This is a genomic window from Peribacillus sp. Bi96 (genome assembly GCF_918698115.1).
In the GTDB taxonomy this organism is placed as follows: domain Bacteria; phylum Bacillota; class Bacilli; order Bacillales; family DSM-1321; genus Peribacillus.
On record NZ_CAKKLV010000018.1, the window covers coordinates 73,850 to 97,771 of the forward strand.

Sequence of the window (23,922 nt, forward strand, 5' to 3'; positions counted from 1 at the left end):
GAAATATCTTATAGAAGCCAAAATTAAATTAAAGGTACATAAGGAGCATTGTCAATATGAAAAGACTTACAAACTGGTATTTTAATTCGCTAAAAAAACAAATATTGATTCCTTTTTTAGCTATGATCATGATTAGCGGATTGGCCATCTCTTACATGAGTTATAAAAATAGTATCGATTTGACGACCGAGGAACTTACCATAACGACGAAGGAGCAAGTCAAGTCAATGGACGATTCTTTCGAAATTTTCTTTCAAAAAACGGAAGATCAATTGGATAGGATGAGTAAGTATCCTATCATGGGTGCTTATGATAAGAACCCCGATTCCATAATAAGTGAGTTTTCCAATACCCAATCCAGCAACTCAGAAATAAATGGCTTATACCTTGGCACAGAGAACGATGGGAAAACATTAATATTCCCAAAAGCTGAATTACCGGCTGACTTTGATCCAAGACAAAGGGAGTGGTATCAATCCGCATTGAAAGAAAAAAACAAGACGATTTGGACCGAACCATATACAGATCAGGCTACGAATACACTTGTCATTACCGCAGCAAAGGCCATATATGATGGTGATGAATTAATAGGCGTGCTCGGTGTCGACATCTCTATCGACACGTTGGTCACGATGGTTAACCAAATGAAATTCGGTGAAACGGGTTATACGGTTTTGGTGGATAAGAAAGGCTCATTCGTTACCCATCCAGTTAAAGAAAAAATTCAACAAGATATATCGACGGAAAATATTTTCAAAAAAATGAAAAGTGAATCTGGATCCATGATCGAAGAATTTGAAGGAGAAAGCCAGATCATCGGATACGCCACAAACCCAACCACGGGATGGCGAATAGCTGGAGTAATGGAAGAAAACGAAGTGAAAGACAGATCAAGTTCGCTGATAATCGATAATATCATCACACTGTTAGTCGTCTTCACTGTCACTGTACTTTCTGCTGTCTTCATCACCCGATCGTTAACGAATCCCATTAAAAAGCTGCAAGAATCCATCCGAAAAATGGCTGACGGCGATTTCACATCCAAAATTTCCAACTCCAGGAAAGATGAGATTGGACAACTTGCAGAAGACACCAGCATCATGACCCGGAATATGAGCCATATGTTAGAGAAGGTCAACAACCTTTCCGATAAAGTATCCGATTCCTCCATGACGCTTGTGGCTAGTGCAGATGAGAATTCAGCTGCAGCAAATGAAGTGGCCATGACGATGGAACAAATAGCAGCCGGTGCCATCGATCAGATTGAAGTCAGTCAAAATAACGAAAATGCTGTAAAGCTTTTAGCTGACAAAATCAATGATCTTGAAGCGCAAACGAGCAAAATGGCCATGGAATCCGAGAACATGTTCAAGGCTTCCGAAAACGGAATCACGCAAGTGAAGGACCTAAAACAGCAATTCAATGAAACGTCCCTGATATCCAATAAGATGAGCACGGCAGTCCAATCATTGGATGCACGTTCCCATGATATTAGCGCGATCGTAAAGACCATAAGCGGAATTGCCGGACAGACAAATTTACTCGCTTTAAATGCTGCCATTGAGGCAGCCCGGGCTGGTGAGCATGGAAAAGGGTTTGCCGTTGTTGCCAATGAGGTGAAGAAATTGGCAGAGCAAACGGAACACTCCCTGAAGGAAATCTCGGAAATCATTCGAGCCATGCAAACCGATACAACCAATACTGTCCATTTAATAGATCAAGTCAATCAAAAAATCCGTTATCAGGATACTTCCGTAACGGATACGGAAAATGCCTTCAGTCATATTGCATCCATTATCGCGAGCACATTCAGCAATTTTGACGAAATAAAGAAAATGATGAACGATATGGTATCCGAGGTCACACGGATGGCCGGCAATGCAGAACAATTAAACTCAATCAGCCAGGAAACTGCGGCCGGAACTGAGGAAGTATCTGCTTCCATCGAACAAACGAATGCTTCCATGGAGCAATTAAATGCCTTGGCTAATGAATTGGATGCCCTCTCCCAGGAAATGCACAATGAAATAAAGACTTTTACATTTTAATCAAAAAAAAGGACGGTCCATAGGGATCCGTCCTTTTTTTACTTTATGATTTATAGAGTTCTTCTACTGTGCGTCAGCGTTTCATCCGTTTCTGTAATTCCTGAATAAGAGGAATTTGATTTACGTGCATCTGAATCGACTAACACAAGCAGCTTGCCACTCTTTACATCGGCTTCATAACGATCCGCGTCTTCTTCTGGTATGCCCATGCCGATTAATGTACCGGCCAAACCGCCTGTCCCAGCACCCACAGCCGCACCCGCTAATGTTGCTGCAAGCGGTCCAGCTGCCAGTACTGGTCCGATTCCTGGAATCGCCAACGCACCAACACCTGCTAATAACCCGGCAGTTCCGCCCAAAATACCTCCGGTCGCTGCACCTGCTGCCAGTCCTTCTTCAACCTTTGTACCCGTTTCGTCATTCACTGTCTTTAATTCTTCTTTATCTTTCGCTACTACTGAAATATCTTCACGATTATATCCTTCGGCCTGCAGGCTCTCAACAGCCTTAATTGCCTCTTCACCAGTTTCATATACACCAATTATGCGCTTATCCATATCTATCATCCTCCTTAAAGAATGTAAATTGTCGCTCCCCCTTTACATACCCTAGGAAATGAAAGATCTAAACGTTTTTTAACAGGAAAATATTTTTAGTTAACCGTAACTTAGAAAGGGTATATATAATGATAGTATGCATATTTTAGGAGGTTTTCTGTTTGCTCATCGAGTTACTTAAAGACTTAGTATCAATTGACAGTTCATCGAAAGAAGGAGCCAATGAAGCGGTTGAATACTGTGCGAATTGGCTTAAAAAGCAAGGTCTTGCCGTGAATGTAATCGTTAATAACGGGTATAGAATGCTAGTTAGCGAGATTGGCAGCGGAGATAAGACCCTCATTTGGAATGGCCATGTCGATGTTGTCAGCGGGACGCCGGATCAATTTTTCCCCGAGATTCATGAAGGTAATTTATATGGACGCGGGGCTGCCGATATGAAAGCAGGGGTTGCAGGGATGATGTGTGCATTTTCCGAACTGAAAGATAGGAACCTCGGTTTGAAAATCCAGCTGCAAATCGTATCGGATGAAGAAATTGGCGGGTTGAACTGTTCTGGATATTTAGCAAAACATGGTTACAGAGGGGACTTCGTAATCTGTGCAGAACCGACGCAATTGGGAATCGGCCTCCAGGCAAAGGGGGCCCTTCGCCTCGATATTGAAGTATCCGGTAAATCCGCACACGGTAGCCGTCCGTGGGAAGGCGTGAATGCGATCGAAAAGGCATATGAGCTCTATCAAAAAATAAAGGAACTTCCTTTCACCCGGGATCATACGCCCCTGTATTCATCACCTTCACTTAACCTAGCAAAAATAAAAGGTGGAGATGTCTATAATAAGGTACCAGATGCCTGCTTGCTCAGCCTTGATATTCGCTATCTTCCTACGCAAACCATGGAAGAAATCATTGCTCAGATTGAAAGTGTGACAGGTAAGAATATCTACCTTAATATGTACAGTAAGCCTGTAAAAACAGAAGAGTCAGAACCATTCATCACGCTGCTGCGTCCAATTATCGAAAAGAACACCAATCAAGAGGCTGTCATTTTTGGACAACACGGTTCCGCGGATACTGTCTTTTTCGCGGCATATGGTATTCCGGCCATTGAATTTGGACCAAAAGGGGAGAACTGGCATGGCGACAGGGAATGCGTGAATCTCGAATCTGTTGCAGTCTATCAAAAAATGCTAATCGATTTCGCATCTGAATTTGTGTTAGCTTAATTCTACTCATATTAAAAGCCGGCATCTCGTAGATGTCGGTTTTTTTACTTTCTAAAAATATATAGAAATAAATTATCTATTATTACGTTGCTTTTTTTTACAAAATATACCATTTTACCAACATCATTAAACAAAAAAGTGCTCATACTGACAACATAAATAATGAATATCATTTTAAAAACAAGGGCTTTATACCCACGATATATTACATTTATTTATCAAGAGAAATTTTTTTGTAACACAATTACTATTCCACCGAAACATTATTGTCATATAGACCTGTTATTCTAAGTCTACGATTTAAAACAAAGGAGACTATTCATTTTGAAAAAAATACTACTTCCACTTTTCACTGCTTTCTTCCTGGTATTTAGTTTTTCCGGAGTTTCATCGGCTGCTACTACTACATACAAAGTCAAAAGCGGCGACACACTATGGGGTATCGCCAATAAACATAATATAACAGTCAATCAACTCAAAAGTTGGAACAACCTGAAAAAAGATAACATCCATCCAAAACAAGTTTTAAAGGTTAAGCAAACTTCAACATCTTCTAAACCTAAAGCTAAAACGACATCAGCCAAGAAATATAAAACGATCACCGTGAATGCGACAGCTTACACTGCGGATTGTAAAGGTTGCAGCGGTATTACAGCATCAGGTCTTAACTTAAAGAAAAACCCTAAAGTAAAAGCCATTTCAGTCGACCCTAAGGTCATTCCACTAGGAACAAAAGTTCACGTAGAGGGATACGGGGAGGCCATTGCGGCAGATAAAGGCGGCGCAATCAAAGGGAATAAAATTGACGTCTTCTACTCTTCTAAATCAAAAGCTATCAATTGGGGTAGAAAAACGGTCAAAGTCAAAGTCTATAAATAATAGTAAGTACCAGCCTGAAACCTATCAGGCTGGTTTTTTGTTTTTCCCCATTCGTAACACTTCTAAACAACATGTTACCATCATACGTTAAATATTTACCGAAAATTCCGTCAATGTTATGATTAGTACATCTTAATTAAAAGAGAGGTGTGCACTTTGAATATTGTCATTATTGGCGCCGGGGCACTCGGTTCCTACTTTGGAGGAAGATTACAGGAGGCCGGGCAGCATGTTCAATACCTGGTCAGAAAAAACCGGGCCAAACAATTGGAAGAAAACAGCCTTCGTATTACCAGCCCGCACGGAAACTACCAATTTAACGAAACGCATATCATTGAAAATGTTAATGATTTAGGAAAAGTTGACCTGGTCATCCTCGCCGTAAAGGGTCAGCATCTCCCTGGTACTATCCCAGACTTAAAGGTTCTTGTTGAAAAGGGCGCAAAGGTCCTTCCGCTTTTAAATGGATTGGAGCATATCTCGATTTTACAGGACGAACTTGGCGGGGAAGCCGTCATGGGAGGAAGCGCATTCATCATCGCCACTCTTGATGAAAAGGGTCATGTCATTCACTCCAATGATAATCACGATTTAATCTATGGCCCGCTTCACCCATCACAGATGTCGATTTGTGATGAATTTGAACAGGCGGTCGGATCAGCTATCATGAGGGCAAGCAGAACGGAAAACATATTAATGAGGATGTGGATCAAATACATGTTCATTACCGCATTCTCCGGTGTAACAACCGCATCCAACCTCCCTATCGGCAAGATACGGAGCTTTCCTGAAACAAATGGATTGCTAGAAAAGGTCCTTGTTGAAATGAAGGATCTTGCAAACGCTTATGACGTCGGAATTACCGGGCAGAATGTTGCTCAGGCGCTGGAAAACATGGCAGGTTTACCGGATGAATCCACCTCATCCATGCATCAGGACCGTCGGAAAGGCCAAACCCTTGAAGTGGAGCATTTACAGGGCGGCGCACTGCGTCTTGCTGACAAGGCCGGTTTGAAGCTTCCTGTAATCGGAACCCTTTATGCACTCATAAAGCCATTTGAAAATTAATTCACTCTAATACCGGTGTTACACCGGTATTTTTTTTGCGTCTCTTCGGGCTCTATCTTACATCAACCCTAAATCATTATTAATTCCTCCCCTTCCCCACCATTTATAAATAATCCTCAGACCAAAAAGACCAAAAAGAACAATATCACCAAAAGAATATTCTGATTCTTTATTCTGTTACACTAAAGTTAAGTTAAGAAAGCGCTATCATATAACAAAGGAGAATGCACCTTGAAAATATTAAAAAATCTAACCGTTCAGGTCGTCATCGGTATCATTCTAGGTATAACAGTCGGTTTCTTCTTTCCTGCTTTCGGTGAACAGCTGAAGATATTAGCTGATTTATTTATTAAAATGATTAAAATGGTCATTGCACCAATCATCTTCTTAACCGTCGTAATAGGAATTGGCGGTATGGGCGATATGAAAAAGGTCGGCCGCATCGGCGGAAAGGCCTTGCTCTATTTTGAAATCGTTACCACGTTCGCCCTTGCCATCGGAATCATCGTAGTCAATCTGTTGGGACCTGGTAAAGGGTTTAACATCGACTCAGTCGAAGGCGGAGATGTATCACAATATACAACAGCCGCTTCCGAAACGGAACATGGCGCCATTGCTTTCATTTCTAATATTATTCCTGATAATGCCGTTGCCGCATTGGCTGGCGGAGACTTACTCCCTATTCTATTCTTTGCCGTATTATTCGGATTATCAATGGCTGCAATGGGACCGAGAGTGCAGCCAGTCGTTTCCTTCTTTCAGCATATTGCCGATATTTTCTTCGGCATCGTCGGCATGATCATGAAAGTCTCTCCACTGGCAGCATTTGGAGCAATGGCTTATACAATCGGTAAGTTTGGCCTTGGTTCTCTAAGCTCTTTAGGACAATTAATGGGTAGCGTATATATCACTATGGCACTATTCATCATTTTTATCCTTGGCACGATCGCAAAAATCTACGGCTTTAATATTTTCAAATTCATAGCCTATTTAAAAGAAGAAATCCTATTAGTATTAGGTACTTCATCATCAGAATCGGCTCTGCCAAGCGTGATGAAAAAACTCGAAAAATACGGCTGTTCCAAATCGGTGGTCGGGTTGGTTGTCCCGACTGGTTATTCTTTCAATCTTGATGGCACATCCATCTACTTATCCATGGCAGCGATTTTCATCGCCCAAGCCTATGGTGTCGATTTAAGCATCTGGCAGGAATTGACCCTTCTGGGAATCTTGATGTTAACATCCAAAGGAGCTGCTGGTGTAACAGGTTCTGGATTCATTACACTTGCTGCAACATTAGCTGCTTTCCCTATGATTCCAGTTGAAGGAATGGCCCTCCTGCTTGGAGTCGACCGCTTCATGTCTGAAGCACGTGCCATCACTAACCTAATCGGTAACAGTGTCGCTACTGTGGTCATCTCTAAATCCGAAGGTGAATTCAATCCAAATCAAGGCGTGTCCGGTGATATGGGTGAAGTGGCCGTCTCATCTGAAAAATAAATGAAATCATGAAAAAGAGGTGTGCTCATTGCACGCCTTTTTTTATGCCTTCTCTCTCCTTCCTTCAATGAATATACGAGTTTCTAAAAAAAGCCAATCAAAAAAATTTCAGAATCACTAAAAAATGTTTATACTTTTATGTAACAGGTAAAAGTATAAGGTTAAGAGTTATTTTAGTAGTTTGATGGATTTAACCAAAATGGGAGGTTTTATCATGAAGGATTACGGATTATTTATTAACGGTGAGTGGTCGGATTTTGGTTTGGATAAAATTGAGGTCATTAATCCAGCAACGGATGAAGTCGTTGCCACCGTCCCTAAAGGCGGTGCAACTGAAGCGGCGAAGGCTGCAGATGCCGCTTATGAGGCCTTTAACGATTGGGCGGCACTCTCAGTCTACGAACGGGCTGAATTAATTTGGAAATGGCATCGATTAATTGATGATAATAAAGCTGAATTAGCTAAAATCATGACTGAAGAACAAGGTAAACCATATAAAGAGGCGCTTGGTGAAATGACCTATGCAAATGGCTTTCTATCTTGGTTTGCCGAAGAAGGAAAACGGGTGTACGGCGAAACGATTCCTGCGTCCGTCTCCAATAAGCGGCTTTTCGTGACCAAACAGCCAGTTGGTGTTGTGGCTGTCATTACGCCATGGAACTTCCCTGCCGCGATGATTACAAGAAAAGTGGCACCCGCCCTTGCTGTCGGCTGCACGGTCGTCATTAAACCTGCAAACCTGACTCCAATTACCGCTTTAAAAATGGCTGAATTGGCAGAGGAAGCTGGCATTCCAAAAGGAGTCATCAATGTCGTGACAGGAAAATCATCAGAAATCGGTGAAACCTGGCTTCAAGATACAAGAGTCCGTAAATTGACGTTTACCGGTTCTACAGAAGTCGGTAAAACCCTAATGAGAGGATCGGCCGACACGGTAAAAAAAATCTCGCTTGAACTCGGAGGTCACGCACCAGCAATCGTTCTTGAAGATGCCGACCTTAATAAAGCGGTCGATGGCATCATCAGTTCAAAATTCCGAAATGCTGGACAAACATGCGTCTGTTCAAATCGCATTTATGTCCACGAAGCCATTCAAGAAACTTTTATCGAAAAGCTTGTAGCCAAAGTTAAAGAACTAAAAGTAGGCAACGGATTGGAAGATGGCGTCGATATTGGTCCGCTTATCGACCAAAATGCTGTGGACAAGGTTCAAAAGCAAATTGATGAAGCGATCAGCAGCGGCGCTAAGCTCGAGGCAGGCGGAAAATCAATCGGGGGTCTTTTTCTTGAACCAACCGTACTATCAAACATTGATGACAGCATGCTCTGCATGAAGGAAGAAACATTCGGACCACTAGCTCCAATTGCCACCTTCAAGACTGATGAAGAGGCAATCAAAAGGGCAAATGACTCCATTTTCGGATTAGCGGCATACGTTTTCACTGAAAATATCACCAAAGGCATCAAATTTACCGAGGCACTTGAATTTGGTATTGTAGGTTTGAATGATGGACTTCCTTCCGTTCCACAAGCTCCTTTTGGAGGATTCAAGCAAAGCGGGCTTGGCCGTGAAGGCGGACACCAAGGCATCGAAGAATTCCTGGAAGTAAAATATATTTCTTTAGGTTTGTAAAGTATTCAGACACTAAGAAAAAGGGACCAGCTCAAATGAGTCGGTCCCCTTTTTTCATTCCAATATGTCTTCTTCAAGCTTTTCCTCTTTACGGATCCTGATGAACTTAACGATATTCAATACAATCGTTTTAACAACGGAATAAGTCGGAACGGCCAAAATCATGCCGATGATACCGGCAATGTTTCCGGCAACGAGCAAAAGGATGATGATGGTAAGCGGATGTGTGTTCAATTTTTTCCCGATGACTAACGGTGAAATGAAATTACCATCCAATTGCTGAATGACCGTTACAACCAGAATGACCAATAACGCCTCGGTCGGTGAATGAATCAACGCCACAATAACAGCAGGAGCGGCTCCGATAAACGGACCTACATATGGAATGATATTGGTTACAGCACCAATCAGCGCGAATAAGAACGCATAAGGCAAACCAATGATCAAATACCCGATGAACGTTCCGATCCCGACAAACATACAAACAAGCATCTGCCCTTGTATGTATGTAGTAAGCGTCCCGCCAGTTTCCTGAAGTACTGTTAAAGCTGGCTTTCTATAGCTAACCGGTACGAATTTCATGATGGCACTCGGAAGTTTATCTCCATCCTTCAACATATAAAATAGGATGAAAGGAACCGTTACGATCACTAAAGTAATATTCGTGACCACACTGAAAACCGAAGACAAACTGTTTGTTATATTACTAGGTAAGTTCGTCAAATATTTTTGCAGCGAATCCCCTACTTCTTGCAGAGGTACATAATCTTGTTCAACCGTCCACAAAAACCATTTTGATTCAGCTGAATCTTCAATGAACTTCCTTACTTGATTGAAATAATCCGGAAGGTTATTGATTAAGTCCGTAACCTGTTTAGAAAGTGATGGACCAACCAGACCAACCAGTAAACTAATCAACCCAAGGAAAAATACGTAAAGCAATAAAATCGCCAATCCCCTTGGCACTCTCCTTTTAACAAGGAAATCAACGGTAGGGTTGAACAAAAAGTAGAGAAAACCTGAAATCAAGATGGGAAAGAACAATGTTGAGGTAAAAATCACGATTGGTTCAAAAAGAAAAGAAATTTTAGTACCAACATAAAAAAGTAAAGACAATAGTAATAACTCTAACGTCCAAAAATGCAGTTTTTGCTTGAACAAATAATCTCCTCCACTATAAGCATTCTATATGACTCCTTATTTCTAAGGAAACGAAAAATTCTATGTATGATCATCCTTCATTGTTAGCAGTTTACCATACTTCTATAACTTGAATGTATAATTATATGCAAAAGTAAAAGAAAAAAGCCTAATGATACTGTTCCCTATCTATATAATTCCAAACCACACATTAGAAAAAGTCATGTACAAAAACTTCAAAGAATTAGGAGTTCCTAATTTTGATGAATCAGAGAAGAAATTTGCCGCCGAAATTCAAAGGACGCTAACTGAGCAAGAAAAAGGTACTGGTCTAGGGTATAATGTGGACGGCGAATTGAAAGCAGCGATTATGCAATTAAGAGGTAAATCACTTTCAGATCTTCTGCTGCCTTATAATGAAAACATGGAAAAAATCATTATGCCAGGAAGCACAGATGTAGGTGACGTAAGCTGGATTGTACCGACAGCTCAATGTTCTACCGTTTGTCTCGCGCTTGGAACACAATTGCACACATGGCAAGCTGTTGCAACCGGTACTACTTCCATTGCTCATAAAGGAATGCTACATGCCGGTAAAGTCATGGCAGCCACAGCAGCTGAAGTCATGCAAAATCCAGAACTAATCAAACAAGCAAACCAAGAACTACAAAATCGATTAGGCGGCGAATCATATGTTTGCCCAATACCAAAAGACGTGATGCCAACACCTCTAAAATAAATAAAAGAAATGTTGAACCGCAAAGAGCTGAACCCAAATAAAAAAAACCCCGCCGTATTGGCGGGGTTTTGACTCTTATTTTTGATCTTGAAGAGCTGCTTCAAGCATCGTACCGTTTTTAGCTAGGTTCGTATGCCAAGAGAATGCTTTTTCAAGAATATGCGGAGTTTGGTGTCCTCCAGTTTGCGCAACAGCTTCTGTGAAGTATGCACGAAGCTGCGGACGGTAATCAGGATGTGCACAGTTTTCAATGATTAACTCCACGCGCTCTTTTGGTGCCAGACCACGTAAATCAGCGATCCCTTGCTCTGTCACTAATACATCCACATCATGCTCAGTGTGGTCCACATGAGAAACGAAAGGAACGATACTAGAGATATTGCCGCCTTTTGCATATGATTTCGTTACGAAAATACCTAGGCGTGAGTTACGGGCAAAGTCTCCCGATCCACCGATTCCATTCATCATTCTTGTCCCAGAAACATGCGTGGAGTTTACGTTACCATAAATATCACACTCTAACGCCGTATTGATTGAAATCAATCCAAGACGACGGATGATTTCAGGATGGTTAGATATTTCTTGCGGACGGAGAACTAGTTTATCGCGGTATTTATCAAGCTCACCGTAAACTTGCTTTCCTTTTTCTTCAGCTAATGTAATTGAACAACCTGAAGCGAATTTAACTTTTCCAGCATCGATTAAATCGAATACCGCATCTTGAAGTACCTCTGAATACACTTCCAAATCTTTAAATTCAGAATCAAGGAAGCCAGCGAATACGGCATTAGCCACTGACCCTACTCCTGATTGAAGCGGAGCAAGACTTTCAGTTAAACGGCCAGCCTTGATTTCTTCACGAAGGAAGTCAATAAGGTGGTTGGCAATGGTTGCTGTTTCTTCATCCGGCGGCACGATTGTAGAAGGTGCATCAAGATCTGTTGAAACGACGATACCCATTACCTTTTCAGGGTCAACTTGGATACCGATTGATCCTAGACGATCGCTTACGCTAGTCATAGGAATCGGCTCACGCTCCCCTTGCTTTGCTGGTGTATATATATCATGCATGCCTTCCAATCCTTCTGGATGAGAAACATTCAATTCAATGATTACATGTTTCGCTTCTTGAACGAAGATGGCTGAGTTCCCAACAGAAGTGGTCGGGATGATTAATCCTTCTTCTGTAATCGCCAATGCTTCGATGATCGCAAAATCGATTGGTCCGACAATGCCTTGACGAACTTGTTCAGCTGTATGAGATAAATGCTGATCCACATAAGTGACTTCATCAGCGTTTATTTTATTACGAATACCTTTATCCGCTTGGAACGGTAAGCGTTTGTTAATGATACCCACTTCCGCCATATGTTGGTCGACTTCCGGTCCTAATGAAGCACCAGTAAAAACGTCAACTTTAAATTTTTCTGTTTTAGCCCTTTCGACTAGAGCCATCGGGATAACTTTAGCATCACCAGCACGAGTGAATCCACTCATACCAAGTTTCATCCCATCTTTGATCCATGAAGCTGCTTCTTCCGCTGTTACAACTTTCCCCTTGAATTGTTCATTGCGAATTTTTTTGAAAACGCTTTCGTTCATACAAAAGACCCCCATTTTCGCTTTTCTTACACTTAATTTTATCAAGCCCGTGTAATTGTCACATTCATTTTCGAATGAAAAGCCTTAAATAGAGCACAAACCAGCATTTTTATCACATAAAGGAGAAACCCTAAAATCCCAGCGCTCTTCTGAATTGACTTGCATAAGTTTGACTGACTTGGATTTTTGAATTGTCCTTCATTATAAGTAAAAATGTAGAATGAAAATCAGGAAGAATCTCATGTATATAGTTGATATTGACGATGTACGAACGATGCACCCGAATGAATAAATCACTCGGTAAAATGAATTCTAATTCACTTAAGTTCATTTTATGAAATCCACTCACATCTTCGGACTGAATTCTAGTTTTCCTATTTTGAGCTTCTAAATACATAATTTCGTCATATGGAAGCGGAATCCAGCGGTCATCTATTTTAATGGTCAAAAATGATGTCGGTAAGATTAATGGCTTTGACGGTAAAATGGCCGTTACCGCCCCCAAAGGATTGCCCTCGTCCATAATTGGTACACTTAACCCATAGTAAGGTACGCCAAATACATTACTTTCAACTTGTACCCCAATTTTTTTACGAACACTCAACGCTTTGTACGTCGCTGTGTTTTTACTTATTAAATCACCCGGTTTTATTCTTAAGTCAACCTGCTTACTAGGTTGGTAATAAATGTATTTTTCAGAATCAGCCACAGAAATTGAAGCATCCTTCGGTACAAATTCCCTTATGATATTTAAAACGGATTCGACCGTAAATTGATCCATTTCCCTTCACCTCTTAAAAGAACATATTAATTAATTTGCCCATTATTAAACAGGGCATTCGCGACATAATTCATGGATTATACGAAGACTTACATTTTTTGTATTAACTTTTTCGCAAAATAAAGAAAAAACGAGTTAACTAAGCGAAAAGTGTCAAAAAAAGCAATAAAATTGGATTTAAATTTATGTCCTTATTCATTATAGTTGGAAAGCTCCCCGATTTCCATGGGGGATTCAAGAAAAAAGTTTCGTTATATATATAATTTAGCGCAACGCTATATACGATTAAAATACTACTTCTAATTTTGGGATTAACAGGAAAAAAGCCGTTCTCCTTACAAAGGATTACGGCTAAGTGGCTATTTTTTTAAACGGGGATTTTGAATCGAGGACTTTATACGAAGGGATAAAATTTCCTCTAACTTTTTTAATGGTAAATCGAATAAAAAGAGTCGGTCATCGGGTTGATATACCCCCTCTGAAATGAGTGTATTAATGATCTTCTGTTTTTTTGCATTAACAATTCGGACCAGTCTCCCCATTTTCAACTCCCTTTCTTTGACCTATGGTTCCGGCATATTCGCTCGGAATGATCATCACAAAATTAGAGATCATTCTTTAACGCATCATGCCCCTCTTTTCCTGTACGGATATTAACAACATTCGCCAATTCATAAATGAAGATTTTACCGTCGCCAGGTTTACCGGTGCTTAAGAATTTTCTTGCTACATCCACAACATCCTGAACTGGTACTTCGCAAACGACGATTTCGATTTTCATCCGGTCATGTAATGACATTTCCCTATTTCTACCTCTATATGTTTCCACATAACTTTTCTGAAGACCCGTTCCTTTTACTTCCGATACAGTCATTCCGCTCACTCCTATTTTTGCCAATTCCGCTTTGAATTGTTCGAACTTTATAGGACGTGTTATGATCTCTATTTTCGTTAAAACCTCGGACATATGATCCCCCCTTAAATTGATTCGTGATAGGCTTTTTCACCATGAAGCGTTATGTCTAGCCCCATGGATTCATCTTCTTCACTGACACGTAACGGAACGAAAACGTTAATGACTTTAGCTATGATATAAGTCACCACTGCAACGAAAATATAAGTCGCCACGATCGCTACAAGCTGCTTCCACAGTAAATTGAAGTCACCATAGAATACACCATTAGCTCCAGCTTCATTGACGGAAGTGGTTGCGAATAAACCTGTAGCGACGCCACCCCATGTTCCACCGATACCGTGTAGCCCGAATGCATCGAGGGCGTCGTCGTATCCCAGTTTATTCTTCAAGAAGAATACTCCCCAAAAACATACGGCCCCGCCAACGACTCCGATGATGATGGATGATGCAGGCGTTACGAATCCGCAAGCTGGTGTAATGGCAACCAACCCAGAAATCGCTCCGGATACGGCCCCCAGCAATGTCGCCTTTTTATTAGCCATATACTCAACGATCAACCAGCCAATGATGCCTGCAGCTGCTGCAACTGCTGTATTAACGAATACATTCATCGCCACTTCATTGATTGTCAATGCACTTCCTACGTTGAAGCCGTACCAACCGAACCAGATTAATGTTCCGCCAAGAAATGTTAAAGGAAGGTTATGTGGCGCGCTGTCCCCCGATTCTTTCCTTTTGCCTAACAGGATCGCTAATACCAGTCCGGCAACCCCAGAAGAAATATGAACAACGTTGCCCCCTGCAAAATCCAGTGCACCCAGTTCTGCTAACCAGCCTCCTCCCCATACCCAGTGAGCAACAGGGGCGTATACGAATAAAGACCAAAGGATTGTAAAAATCAAAAATGCTGAAAACTTCATCCGCTCGGCTATGCCACCTGCAATGATCGAGACGGTTAAAACGGCAAAGGTCATTTGGAATAACATGAATAAGCTATGAGGAATTGTTTCGCTGTATGGACCAGGTTCGAAGCCAACATCTTTTAAACCAACCCAATCCAGACCGCCTAGGAGTGTATTTCCTGGTGCAAATGATAGTGAATATCCGATCAGCACCCAAAGAATCGAAATGACTGCCAGTGGCATGTAACTATGCATAGCGGTATTCAGGACATTTTTACTTTTTACCATCCCTCCATAAAATAAGGCAATCCCTGGTGTCATGAGCCAAACCATCATTGTCGCCAAAAACATAAATACCGAATCTGCATTTTGCATTTTGTTTTTTTCCCCCTTTTATATTTATGTTATGTTTATTAACACGTTGATGTTATATTTTTTATCATAAACTTAATTTTCTAATAATTCAACTATTTTTTTTGATTTAACAAAAATAACGTTAGGTTTAATAACATCGTTTTAAGTAAAGAAACACAAAATAATGATCCAGTCTCGATACCCACTTAATGGAATACGTTTCTTATAATTAGTTAAGAGGAAATCCGAAGATAAAGAAAAATTTGGAGGGATAAATGGTAAAGGTTAAGTTAAAGTTAGAGCAAATTTTTTTATGAATGGGGATGATCAAAGGAATGGGCAACCTTAATCTTTCGCAAATGCAACAGCCCTTCTCCGATTTAATATCGAGAAAGGGCTGGTTTTTACTACACTCTTTTTTCAACTGTCTACTTCACAGAAATATTTGCATTTTTCATCTCTTGCACCCACAAGCAATATGCATGTGGTTTATTCTGACTAACCGGGCGATTATAAATAAATCTACCTTACAGGGACTTACTAACAAACTACTCTAAAATAGTTCCGTATCCATTATCTATAAACCACATATATAAGGGGAAGCTGCCCTCAAAACGATACGATTTTTCTCGCCAGTTTAAGGCCATTAACGGGCCATTTGCCTATTTTCCCTTCCTCCCTTTTATAACTAAAAAAGGGCCCTCAAATGAGGACCCTTCAACGGATATTCAGTTAACAGCAACGAGACACTTTCCCGCCTTTTGCGTTATATCGTTCATCCTGTGCTTCACAGAAAAATTCTTTCCTCGTCTTTACAGGATCTTTCGGATGGTGAACTCTCATATGCGCCACATAGGTATCATAACTAGGCACGCCGACAAGCAAACTGACAAACTGTTTTCTGTAGCTGAGAATCTTAATCAATCTTTTCAACACTGCCACCCCTCCCTTATGATGTCCTTCTAGATACATAAGGTGATTCATGTAAATCTGTATTTTGATTCTTCAAGACCTTTATCCACAACCTTATGGCAGAAATCAGGACAGTGATTACAACGATCATGAAGATGGCACAAAGGGCTGCATCCACATAATCATTGACGATAACCCGTTTCATCTCGGCTAGAGTGGCTGCCGGAGCAAGAATGTCCCCATTATCATAGGCTGCACTAAATTTATCCTTATGAGCTAAAAAGCCAATGGCAGGGTTTTCATGGAACAGCTTTTGCCATCCCGCCGTCATGGTCACTATCAATAAGAATGTAGTAGGCACGAGAGTGACCCATGTATACGCTTTTTTGCCCATTTTGAAAAGGACTGTCGTCCCAAGCAGCAATGCAATGGCTGAAAGCATCTGATTCGCAATTCCAAACAACGGCCAGAGGGTATTGATCCCACCAAGAGGATCGATGACCCCTTGATAAAGGAAGTATCCCCAGCCAATTACACAAATGGCTGTCGCAATAATATTAGGCAGCCATTTTTCCGTTGCGGCAAACGGCTTGTAAAAAGTTCCGATAATATCCTGTATCATAAAACGCCCTACCCTGGTTCCTGCATCAATGGTCGTCAATATGAACAAGGCCTCGAACAGAATCGCAAAATGATACCAGAACGCCATCAGGGATGCTCCACCAACCACTTTCGAAAAGATATGGGCCATACCGATTGCAAAGGTTGGCGCTCCTCCAGTACGTGATAAAATGGTCTCTTCCCCAACATCATCTGCTAAACCGGTAATCATTTCAGGTGTCAAAATGAAACCCCAATCGGATATCGTAGCCGCCACTTGAGCCGGATTCGTTCCCACGACGGCACCTGGGCTGTTAATAGCGAAATAAATTCCCGGAGTCAGTACACAGGCTGCTATCATCGCCATGATGGCTACAAAGGATTCAGTCAACATAGCCCCGTATCCGATAGGACGCGAATGGGATTCACGTTCAATCATTTTAGGAGTTGTCCCCGATGAAACGAGTGCATGGAATCCCGATACCGCTCCACAAGCGATCGTAATGAATAAGAATGGGAACAAATTCCCGGAGAAAACGGGTCCTGTTCCATCAATGAATTGAGTGACAGCAGGCATTTCCAGGCTCGGCATGACGATAAAAATACCAAGTGCAAGTCCGATGATCGTTCCGATTTTCAAGAATGTACTTAAATAATCACGCGGTGCCAATAGCATCCATACCGGCAAAACAGAAGCAACGAAGCCATATACAATCAACATGATGGCGATCGTTTCCCCATTGAATGTGAACATTGGCGCCAATGTAGCACTTTCGGATACAAAGCGGCCGAAAAATAACGCAAGCATCAATAGAACGATGCCAATAATGGAACCTTCTCCAACACGACCGGGCCTTATATATCGCATGTAGATGCCCATGAGGACTGCAATCGGTATCGTCGAGGCAATCGTGAACATCCCCCAAGGACTGCCTACCAGCGCTTTTACAACAACAAGGGCAAGTACCGCTAATAAGATAACCATGATGCCGAGGATTCCGATCATCGCAATCAAACCTGTAATCGGTCCAATTTCCTCTTTGATCATCTCCCCCAAAGATTTACCGTTACGGCGCATCGAACCGAAGAGAATAACGAAATCCTGAACGGCACCAGCTAAAACAACTCCGACTACAAGCCATAGTGTTCCTGGCAAATATCCCATTTGCGCCGCAAGGATTGGACCTACGAGGGGACCGGCTCCGGCAATTGCCGCAAAATGGTGACCAAACAACACCCACTTATTCGTAGGAACGTAGTCCTTCCCATCATTATTCGCTTCCGATGGGGTCTGGCGATCATCATCTAGCTCAAACACTTTCTGTGCAATGAATTTACTATAAAAGCGATACGCAATTGAATAAACACAGAGTGCTGCAGTGACAATCCACATGGCATTAATACTTTCCCCACGGTTTAACGCGACGAAGCCAAAACTTACCGCACCCACAGCAGATATAATTCCCCAAAGAATGACCGACTTAAGCGCTTTCATTTTTCACCATCTCCTCTCATTCGGTTTACTATAAAAAATCTTCATATCATATGGAGTTAGACTATGATCCATTTAATTTAAAGAATTTTACGTATATTCAGAATTATATGTTATTATAAGGTTTTTTAGCAATAGGAATTAAGTCAATTTGTCATGTATTTACAAATATCTTGTCGATTTATCCCTCTTGTTCCACTTTATCTTTTGGTCACTTCAGGATATGAACGTCAATATCACAGCCAGTCCGTTAAATATTCCATGAATCAAAACAGATGGCCAGATGGACCCTGTCTTTTCGTATGCCCAAGCAATTACCAACCCGCTTATAAAATTGATCATTAATGTATTATAAGTAGGGATATGAACGATCATGAAAAGGAAGGAGCTTATGAACATTCCCCTGCACTTTCCCGTTCGGACTCTGACCCAACGGTATATGAAACCCCGATAAAAGATCTCCTCATAAACGGGAGAAATGATGGCGGCAGAAATGAAGCCTATGAAGAAATTAAAGATTGTGACATTCTGTTTTACACTTTCCGTTTTTTCATTTTCATACGTTCCCCCTGCGGACATCATCAGGGCAAGCACCATAATACTGCTAATTATCAATACAATGGTCCAACCTGCTATCGGCCCCCAGTAAGACGCCGCAAATCGGCGAACCCCCACTTCCTTCCAAGATAAGCTGCAAGGCTTTAAGCATACGAAATAAACCCCCAACATAAAAACGATGGCCATAATGAAGCCCATGGTCGTTCCTGCATATAAACTATTCCGAAAAAATGAATCGAACTGCTCTCTCAGCAAGTTTTCAATGAAAACAGGCACAATGAAACATGATAACCCCAACATCCATACTCCTTCCTTAATTCCCCAAGGATCATCTTTAAAATACTCATCTTTGTCAAAATCCATTTTATCCCTCCTGTTCAGTTAAGCTATAATGTAAGTGTAGATGATGACGCAACGTCATCTTCAATATTAATTTGGAGGTAAGACAATGGAATTTTGGACCGTGGGGCAATTGTCCAAACTGGCGAACGTTACGATTAGAACGATTCGGTATTACGACCAAATCCAATTACTGACACCTGAGTTCCGACACGCAAATGGCCGCCGGTATTATACGGAAAAAGACCTCAAAAGGCTTGAAAAAATTTGCTTACTTAAAAGCCTTTCGGTCTCTTTAGATGATATAAAGACCGTGTTGGATAAAAAGGCCTTCAAAGAATTGCTCCTTCATCAACAACAACAGACACTATCAAGCATAGGAGAAGCGGAAAACACTCTTAAGAACATCCAAACCTTGTTAAATAGCATAGAAGTCGAAGGAGATCTCGATTGGGAGCTGCTGCTGCCGCTAATCAAAAGAAAAGAACATAATCGTGATCAATTCTTCAGCAAGGAAGAACGGCAATCCTTGGACAAACTACCTAAGATGGAAAAAGATAATATCCAAACGAAACAATGGATCAACCTAATAAAACGTATAGAATTAACCATCAAAAAAGGATTTCCTGCCGAATCCGAGGAAGGAAGGCTGCTCGCTGAAGATTGCCTGCTTTTATCCGAATTGATTTTCGAAGGAAACAAAGATCTAGAGGAGAAATTCTGGGAAGTCCGTAAATCCGCAGCTGACTCTTCCTCGGCAGGTTTATATCCGGTAAAGGAAGAAATCCTCATATTTTTAGAAGAGGCAATTGCCTCGTTAAACGAAACGGATTGCAAGTCCAAAGTATAAGGTTTTGTGATCAACATAAAAAATGTGCGCCTAACGGCACACATTTTTTTCATCATCCGGTCTGATTTTCCTTTAATGAGCTGCGATATAGTTCGTAATAAAAACCCCTTTTCCGCAACAATTCATCATGGGGTCCCATTTCGATGATCCTGCCTTCATCAAGTACGAGGATTTGATCACTTTGCTGAATCGTATTCAATCGATGGGCAATGACAAAACTTGTCCTTCCCTCCATCAAGCGGTGTAATGCTTCCTGAATTTTAAGCTCGGTAATCGTATCTATACTACTTGTCGCTTCATCCAAGATCAATAGAACGGGATCGGCTAATATAGCCCTTGCAATCGATAAAAGCTGGCGCTGTCCCTGACTGATTCCGCTGCCATCTTGATTCAAAATGGTATCATATCGATCAGGCAGTTTCATGATAAAGGAATGGGCATTGGCAAGCTTGGCTGCATCCACCACTTCTTCATCATTCGCATCCAATCGACCGTAGCGAATATTTTCCCGAATCGTACCTTGAAACAAAAAGGAATCCTGTAAAACAAAGCCCATATGCTTGCGGAGACTTGCTCTCGTTACCTGCTGGATATTCTGGCCATCGATCAATATCCGCCCGCTGTTCGGCTCGTAAAATCGGGCAAGAAGATTGATGATCGTAGTCTTACCGGCCCCAGTCGGCCCCACTAGCGCGATGGTATCACCTTTTCCCGCATGAAAACTAACATCATATATCGTTTGGTCCTCTTCATTATAGGAAAAGGAAACACCTTCAAAGTCCACCTCACCACAAACATCCCGAAGTTCGCAGGCCTGCTTCTCATCCATTTCTTCCTCTTTTTCATCAAGAATGGAGAAAACCCGCTCCGCACCAGCAACAGCTGAGAGGAGTGTATTAAATTGGTTAGCCAGATCATTTAGCGGTCGGGTGAATTGCCTTGAATATTCCGTGAAAATGACGATGACACCGATGGAGACCGTTCCTACTCCGTTCAGCGCCAAAAACCCGCCGACTGCTGCTATTACCGTAAAACTCAAGTTGTTCAGTAAATTCATCAGCTTGGGAATCAGCCCAGAATAAGATTGTGATAAAAATCCGGCTTTCTTTAAGTTTTCACTCCGGGTGATAAAATCACGAATCACTTTATCTTCCTGTGAAAAGGCCTTTACGATCCTCTGTCCAGAAATCGTTTCTTCAATAAATCCATTCAGTTCTCCAAGGTTCTTCTGCTGTTCTTTAAAAAGCTTTCCCGTCCGGTTCGTTATCCATCTCAATCCGAAGAACATAAGAGGAACGATGAATAAGGTTAAAACCGTCAATAACGGGCTCAAATACAGCATTACCCCGATGGTTCCGATCAGTGTCAGCACACTTGAAAAAATCTGGATCACGGAACTGTTCAAAGTGGAACTGACATTTTCTATATCATTCGTGACCCGGCTCATCAATTCCCCATGCTGACGTCGGTCAAAAAAGGGAATGGACAATTGGTGAAGCTTTTTGAACAATTGATTGCGCATCGCATAAACCGTATCCTGCGCAATGCCGATCATCCAATAATTCTGAAGCCACATGGATAGGGAATAGAATATATAGACGCAAAGAAGCCCGATAAGAAGGCTAATCAACCCACCGCTATCCTTTGTGACAATATAATCATCAATGGCCCTGCCAACAAGAAACGGGCCAAGCAAACCCAAAACCGAGCTAATCAATACCATGAAAAGGACACAAAATAGCAGGCTTTTTTTCGTCGCCAAGTAGGGGATGATCCTTTTTATCGTATTCCATGAGTTGACCGGTTTTGACTTTGCCTTATCGGGAGATATTTTTCGACTCAAGAGAAATCCCCTCCTCCCCAAACTGTGAGTGAACGATCTTCCTATAAAGATCACTTGTTTGAATCAAATCTTCATGTTTCCCTTCGGCGAGCACTTCACCATTTTCCAGCAACAAGATTTTGTCCGCCTCCATGGCTGTACTTATTTTTTGTGTAATGATGATTGTCGTGCACGTATAGGCCTTTAAAGCGGTGAGCAATTTACTTTCCGTTTTCAAATCCAACGCACTTGTACTATCATCCAGAAGGAGAATCTTCGGTCTGCGCACCAATGCTCTCGCAATCGATAACCGCTGCTTTTGCCCTCCTGACAGGTTCACTCCTTTTTGCCCTAACTGCGTTTCATATTGCTTCGGGAGTTTCATCACGGTTTCATGGACCTGAGCATTCATGGCTGCTTCCATTATTTCCTCAATCGCGGCCCCTTCTTTCCCCCAAGCAATATTATTTTTTATCGTTCCAGAAAAAAGCAGGGCCTCTTGTGGTACATAGCCGATCGCTTTCCGAAGCGAATCCAGGGGAATATCTTTCACATCCTGATCATCTATACGAATGGAGCCGCTTTCAACTTCGTATAATCTTGGAATCAGCTGAAACAGGGATGTTTTTCCGGACCCTGTTGCTCCCATGATGGCAAGTGATTGCCCCGGATCGATAGAGAAGTTCAAGTTTTTCAATACTGGTGTATCTGTTCCAGGATAGCGGAAAGATACATCAAGAAACTTGATTCCTCCCCCCTTGACGGCCTCACTCTTGCTTTCCATCTTACCTTCATCGTTATCTATCGGAGTTTCAAATATTTCCGTCACTCGTTCCGCCGAAGCCTTTGCACGGGAAATGACCGTGATCAGCCATGAAAAAACGGAAAGTGACGCCACAATCCTTGTTGCATAATTTACAATTGCCACAACTTCCCCAACCTGTATATCTCCCGTTGTAATAAACTCGCTTCCCAGCCAAAGGATGATAAGGATCGCGACATTCATGACCAGCATCAGCATGGGCATGGTCGTTTCAATTAAACGGAGGGAAGTGACAGTCTTTCTTTTCAACTCGTCATTCGCGTCGTCAAACCGTCCGATCTCATGGTCCTTACGAAGAAAAGCTTTGATCAGGCGCATGCCTATCAGGTTTTCCCGCATGACGCTATTGACGTTATCGAGCTTTTTCTGGACTAGCTTAAATAACTTGGCCGCTCGTTTCATTACCCACCCCAGGAAGAAAACAAGAACAGGAATCGAAATGACCAACACAAGAGATAGTTTCAAATTGACCGCAATAGCCATGATTGCCCCGCCGATTACGATTAATGGTGCTCTCGCCATGATACGCAGGCCCATAAAAACCGTATTTTGAAGTTGGGTCACATCATTCGTCATCCTTGTAATCAACGAGGAAGTCGGGATGTTATTCAAATTCGCAAAAGAAAACGCCTGTATTTTACCAAAAAGGCTTTTCCTGACCTCATGCCCAAAACTTTGACTTACATGTGATGCTGTAAAGGAATTAACGATTCCTCCAAGAAATGAAAAAATGGAAAGTCCAACCATGATACTTCCCCATTTAATCACCACCGATAAATCTTTTTGTAAAATGCCATCATCAATTATTTTTGCTATAAATAGAGGTTGTAACAGTTCAACACCGAGCTCGACGACCATTAATAATAAAGCAAGAATGATCAAGAGCCAGTACGGTTTAAGAAATGAGGACAGTTTTATCATCTATGACACCCTTCGATTCTTCATATGTAGATAGCATCTTTCATCTTCTCATTATACATTTTTATACAGATTTTTTAAAAGATTTAAGCTGATTTAAAGGTTAGGCAAATAACTTGTTTTTTTTTTCATAAATGCTCTTGACAAATAACAGGAAATAAGCGAAAATTCTAATTGATAATGATTTTCAATTTCATTATCGATCTCTGAAATTTGATAAGCAATTGCGATAATCTCTTATCGTACCCTTTTGATATTGTACA

Annotated in this window: 20 protein-coding genes; 8 read left to right on the forward strand and 12 right to left on the reverse strand. The window is 41.5% G+C overall.

What is annotated here, in order from left to right:
• Nucleotides 1-56: 56 nt before the first annotated feature.
• Nucleotides 57-2,048: a methyl-accepting chemotaxis protein gene (locus LQ203_RS19755; protein ID WP_230160554.1), complete on the forward strand. Its 1,992-nt coding sequence runs from the start codon at nt 57-59 to the stop codon at nt 2,046-2,048.
• A 50-nt stretch (nt 2,049-2,098) separates the two neighbouring features.
• Here LQ203_RS19755 and LQ203_RS19760 read toward each other — a convergent pair whose 3' ends face one another.
• Complete coding sequence (locus LQ203_RS19760; RefSeq protein ID WP_230160556.1) at nt 2,099-2,605, reverse strand: general stress protein; 507 nt, start codon at nt 2,603-2,605, stop codon at nt 2,099-2,101.
• A 161-nt stretch (nt 2,606-2,766) separates the two neighbouring features.
• Between LQ203_RS19760 and LQ203_RS19765 the strand changes: the two genes are divergently transcribed.
• From LQ203_RS19765 to LQ203_RS19785, 5 genes are all read left to right on the forward strand, one after another.
• Entirely contained in the window at nt 2,767-3,831 is a 1,065-nt protein-coding gene (locus LQ203_RS19765) for a M20/M25/M40 family metallo-hydrolase (protein ID WP_230160558.1), read from the forward strand.
• 324 nt (nt 3,832-4,155) lie between these two features.
• Nucleotides 4,156-4,710 (forward strand): 3D domain-containing protein, encoded by a 555-nt coding sequence (locus LQ203_RS19770; RefSeq protein ID WP_230160560.1) that lies wholly within the window; start codon nt 4,156-4,158, stop codon nt 4,708-4,710.
• 156 nt (nt 4,711-4,866) lie between these two features.
• The gene (locus LQ203_RS19775) at nt 4,867-5,778 is read left to right on the forward strand and encodes a 2-dehydropantoate 2-reductase (RefSeq protein ID WP_230160562.1); all 912 of its coding nucleotides are present in this window, start codon (nt 4,867-4,869) and stop codon (nt 5,776-5,778) included.
• Between the two features lie 231 nt (nt 5,779-6,009).
• Nucleotides 6,010-7,278: a dicarboxylate/amino acid:cation symporter gene (locus tag LQ203_RS19780; RefSeq protein ID WP_230160563.1), complete on the forward strand. Its 1,269-nt coding sequence runs from the start codon at nt 6,010-6,012 to the stop codon at nt 7,276-7,278.
• Nucleotides 7,279-7,492: 214 nt separating this feature from the next.
• Nucleotides 7,493-8,911: an NAD-dependent succinate-semialdehyde dehydrogenase gene (locus LQ203_RS19785; protein WP_230160566.1), complete on the forward strand. Its 1,419-nt coding sequence runs from the start codon at nt 7,493-7,495 to the stop codon at nt 8,909-8,911.
• Nucleotides 8,912-8,965: 54 nt separating this feature from the next.
• Here the strand turns inward: LQ203_RS19785 and LQ203_RS19790 are convergent, their stop codons facing one another.
• Entirely contained in the window at nt 8,966-10,072 is a 1,107-nt protein-coding gene (locus LQ203_RS19790) for an AI-2E family transporter (RefSeq protein WP_230160568.1), read from the reverse strand.
• A 151-nt stretch (nt 10,073-10,223) separates the two neighbouring features.
• On the opposite strand from LQ203_RS19790, the gene LQ203_RS19795 reads away from it, so the two are divergent.
• Nucleotides 10,224-10,790 (forward strand): hypothetical protein, encoded by a 567-nt coding sequence (locus LQ203_RS19795; RefSeq protein ID WP_230160570.1) that lies wholly within the window; start codon nt 10,224-10,226, stop codon nt 10,788-10,790.
• 75 nt (nt 10,791-10,865) lie between these two features.
• On the opposite strand, the gene LQ203_RS19800 is transcribed toward LQ203_RS19795, so the two are convergent.
• From LQ203_RS19800 to LQ203_RS19830, 8 genes are all read right to left on the reverse strand, one after another.
• A complete protein-coding gene (locus LQ203_RS19800) occupies nt 10,866-12,392 on the reverse strand; it encodes an acetyl-CoA hydrolase/transferase family protein (RefSeq protein ID WP_230160572.1) in 1,527 nt (508 codons plus the stop codon).
• A 130-nt stretch (nt 12,393-12,522) separates the two neighbouring features.
• A complete protein-coding gene (locus LQ203_RS19805) occupies nt 12,523-13,173 on the reverse strand; it encodes a LytTR family DNA-binding domain-containing protein (protein WP_230160574.1) in 651 nt (216 codons plus the stop codon).
• A 359-nt stretch (nt 13,174-13,532) separates the two neighbouring features.
• A complete protein-coding gene (fbpA, locus tag LQ203_RS27710) occupies nt 13,533-13,715 on the reverse strand; it encodes a Fur-regulated basic protein FbpA (RefSeq protein ID WP_356714859.1) in 183 nt (60 codons plus the stop codon).
• A 62-nt stretch (nt 13,716-13,777) separates the two neighbouring features.
• Nucleotides 13,778-14,140 carry a P-II family nitrogen regulator gene (locus LQ203_RS19810; protein WP_230160576.1) on the reverse strand — a complete coding sequence of 121 codons (363 nt, stop codon included), beginning with the start codon at nt 14,138-14,140 and terminating at the stop codon, nt 13,778-13,780.
• A gap of 11 nt (nt 14,141-14,151) precedes the next feature.
• Entirely contained in the window at nt 14,152-15,366 is a 1,215-nt protein-coding gene (locus tag LQ203_RS19815; RefSeq protein ID WP_230160578.1) for an ammonium transporter, read from the reverse strand.
• A gap of 711 nt (nt 15,367-16,077) precedes the next feature.
• The gene (locus LQ203_RS19820; protein WP_230160580.1) at nt 16,078-16,281 is read right to left on the reverse strand and encodes a YbdD/YjiX family protein; all 204 of its coding nucleotides are present in this window, start codon (nt 16,279-16,281) and stop codon (nt 16,078-16,080) included.
• A 13-nt stretch (nt 16,282-16,294) separates the two neighbouring features.
• A complete protein-coding gene (locus tag LQ203_RS19825) occupies nt 16,295-18,352 on the reverse strand; it encodes a carbon starvation CstA family protein (protein ID WP_230160582.1) in 2,058 nt (685 codons plus the stop codon).
• Nucleotides 18,353-18,565: 213 nt separating this feature from the next.
• The gene (locus LQ203_RS19830) at nt 18,566-19,270 is read right to left on the reverse strand and encodes a CPBP family intramembrane glutamic endopeptidase (protein WP_230160584.1); all 705 of its coding nucleotides are present in this window, start codon (nt 19,268-19,270) and stop codon (nt 18,566-18,568) included.
• Nucleotides 19,271-19,355: 85 nt separating this feature from the next.
• Between LQ203_RS19830 and LQ203_RS19835 the strand changes: the two genes are divergently transcribed.
• Complete coding sequence (locus LQ203_RS19835) at nt 19,356-20,096, forward strand: MerR family transcriptional regulator (protein WP_230160585.1); 741 nt, start codon at nt 19,356-19,358, stop codon at nt 20,094-20,096.
• 52 nt (nt 20,097-20,148) lie between these two features.
• Here LQ203_RS19835 and LQ203_RS19840 read toward each other — a convergent pair whose 3' ends face one another.
• Together LQ203_RS19840 and LQ203_RS19845 are read right to left on the reverse strand one after the other, a co-directional pair.
• Nucleotides 20,149-21,939, reverse strand: coding sequence for an ABC transporter ATP-binding protein (locus tag LQ203_RS19840; RefSeq protein WP_230160587.1), 1,791 nt, complete (start codon nt 21,937-21,939; stop codon nt 20,149-20,151).
• Nucleotides 21,914-23,662 carry an ABC transporter ATP-binding protein gene (locus LQ203_RS19845; RefSeq protein WP_230160589.1) on the reverse strand — a complete coding sequence of 583 codons (1,749 nt, stop codon included), beginning with the start codon at nt 23,660-23,662 and terminating at the stop codon, nt 21,914-21,916. The genes LQ203_RS19840 and LQ203_RS19845 overlap by 26 nt, the downstream gene beginning before the upstream one ends.
• Nucleotides 23,663-23,922 lie beyond the last annotated feature (260 nt).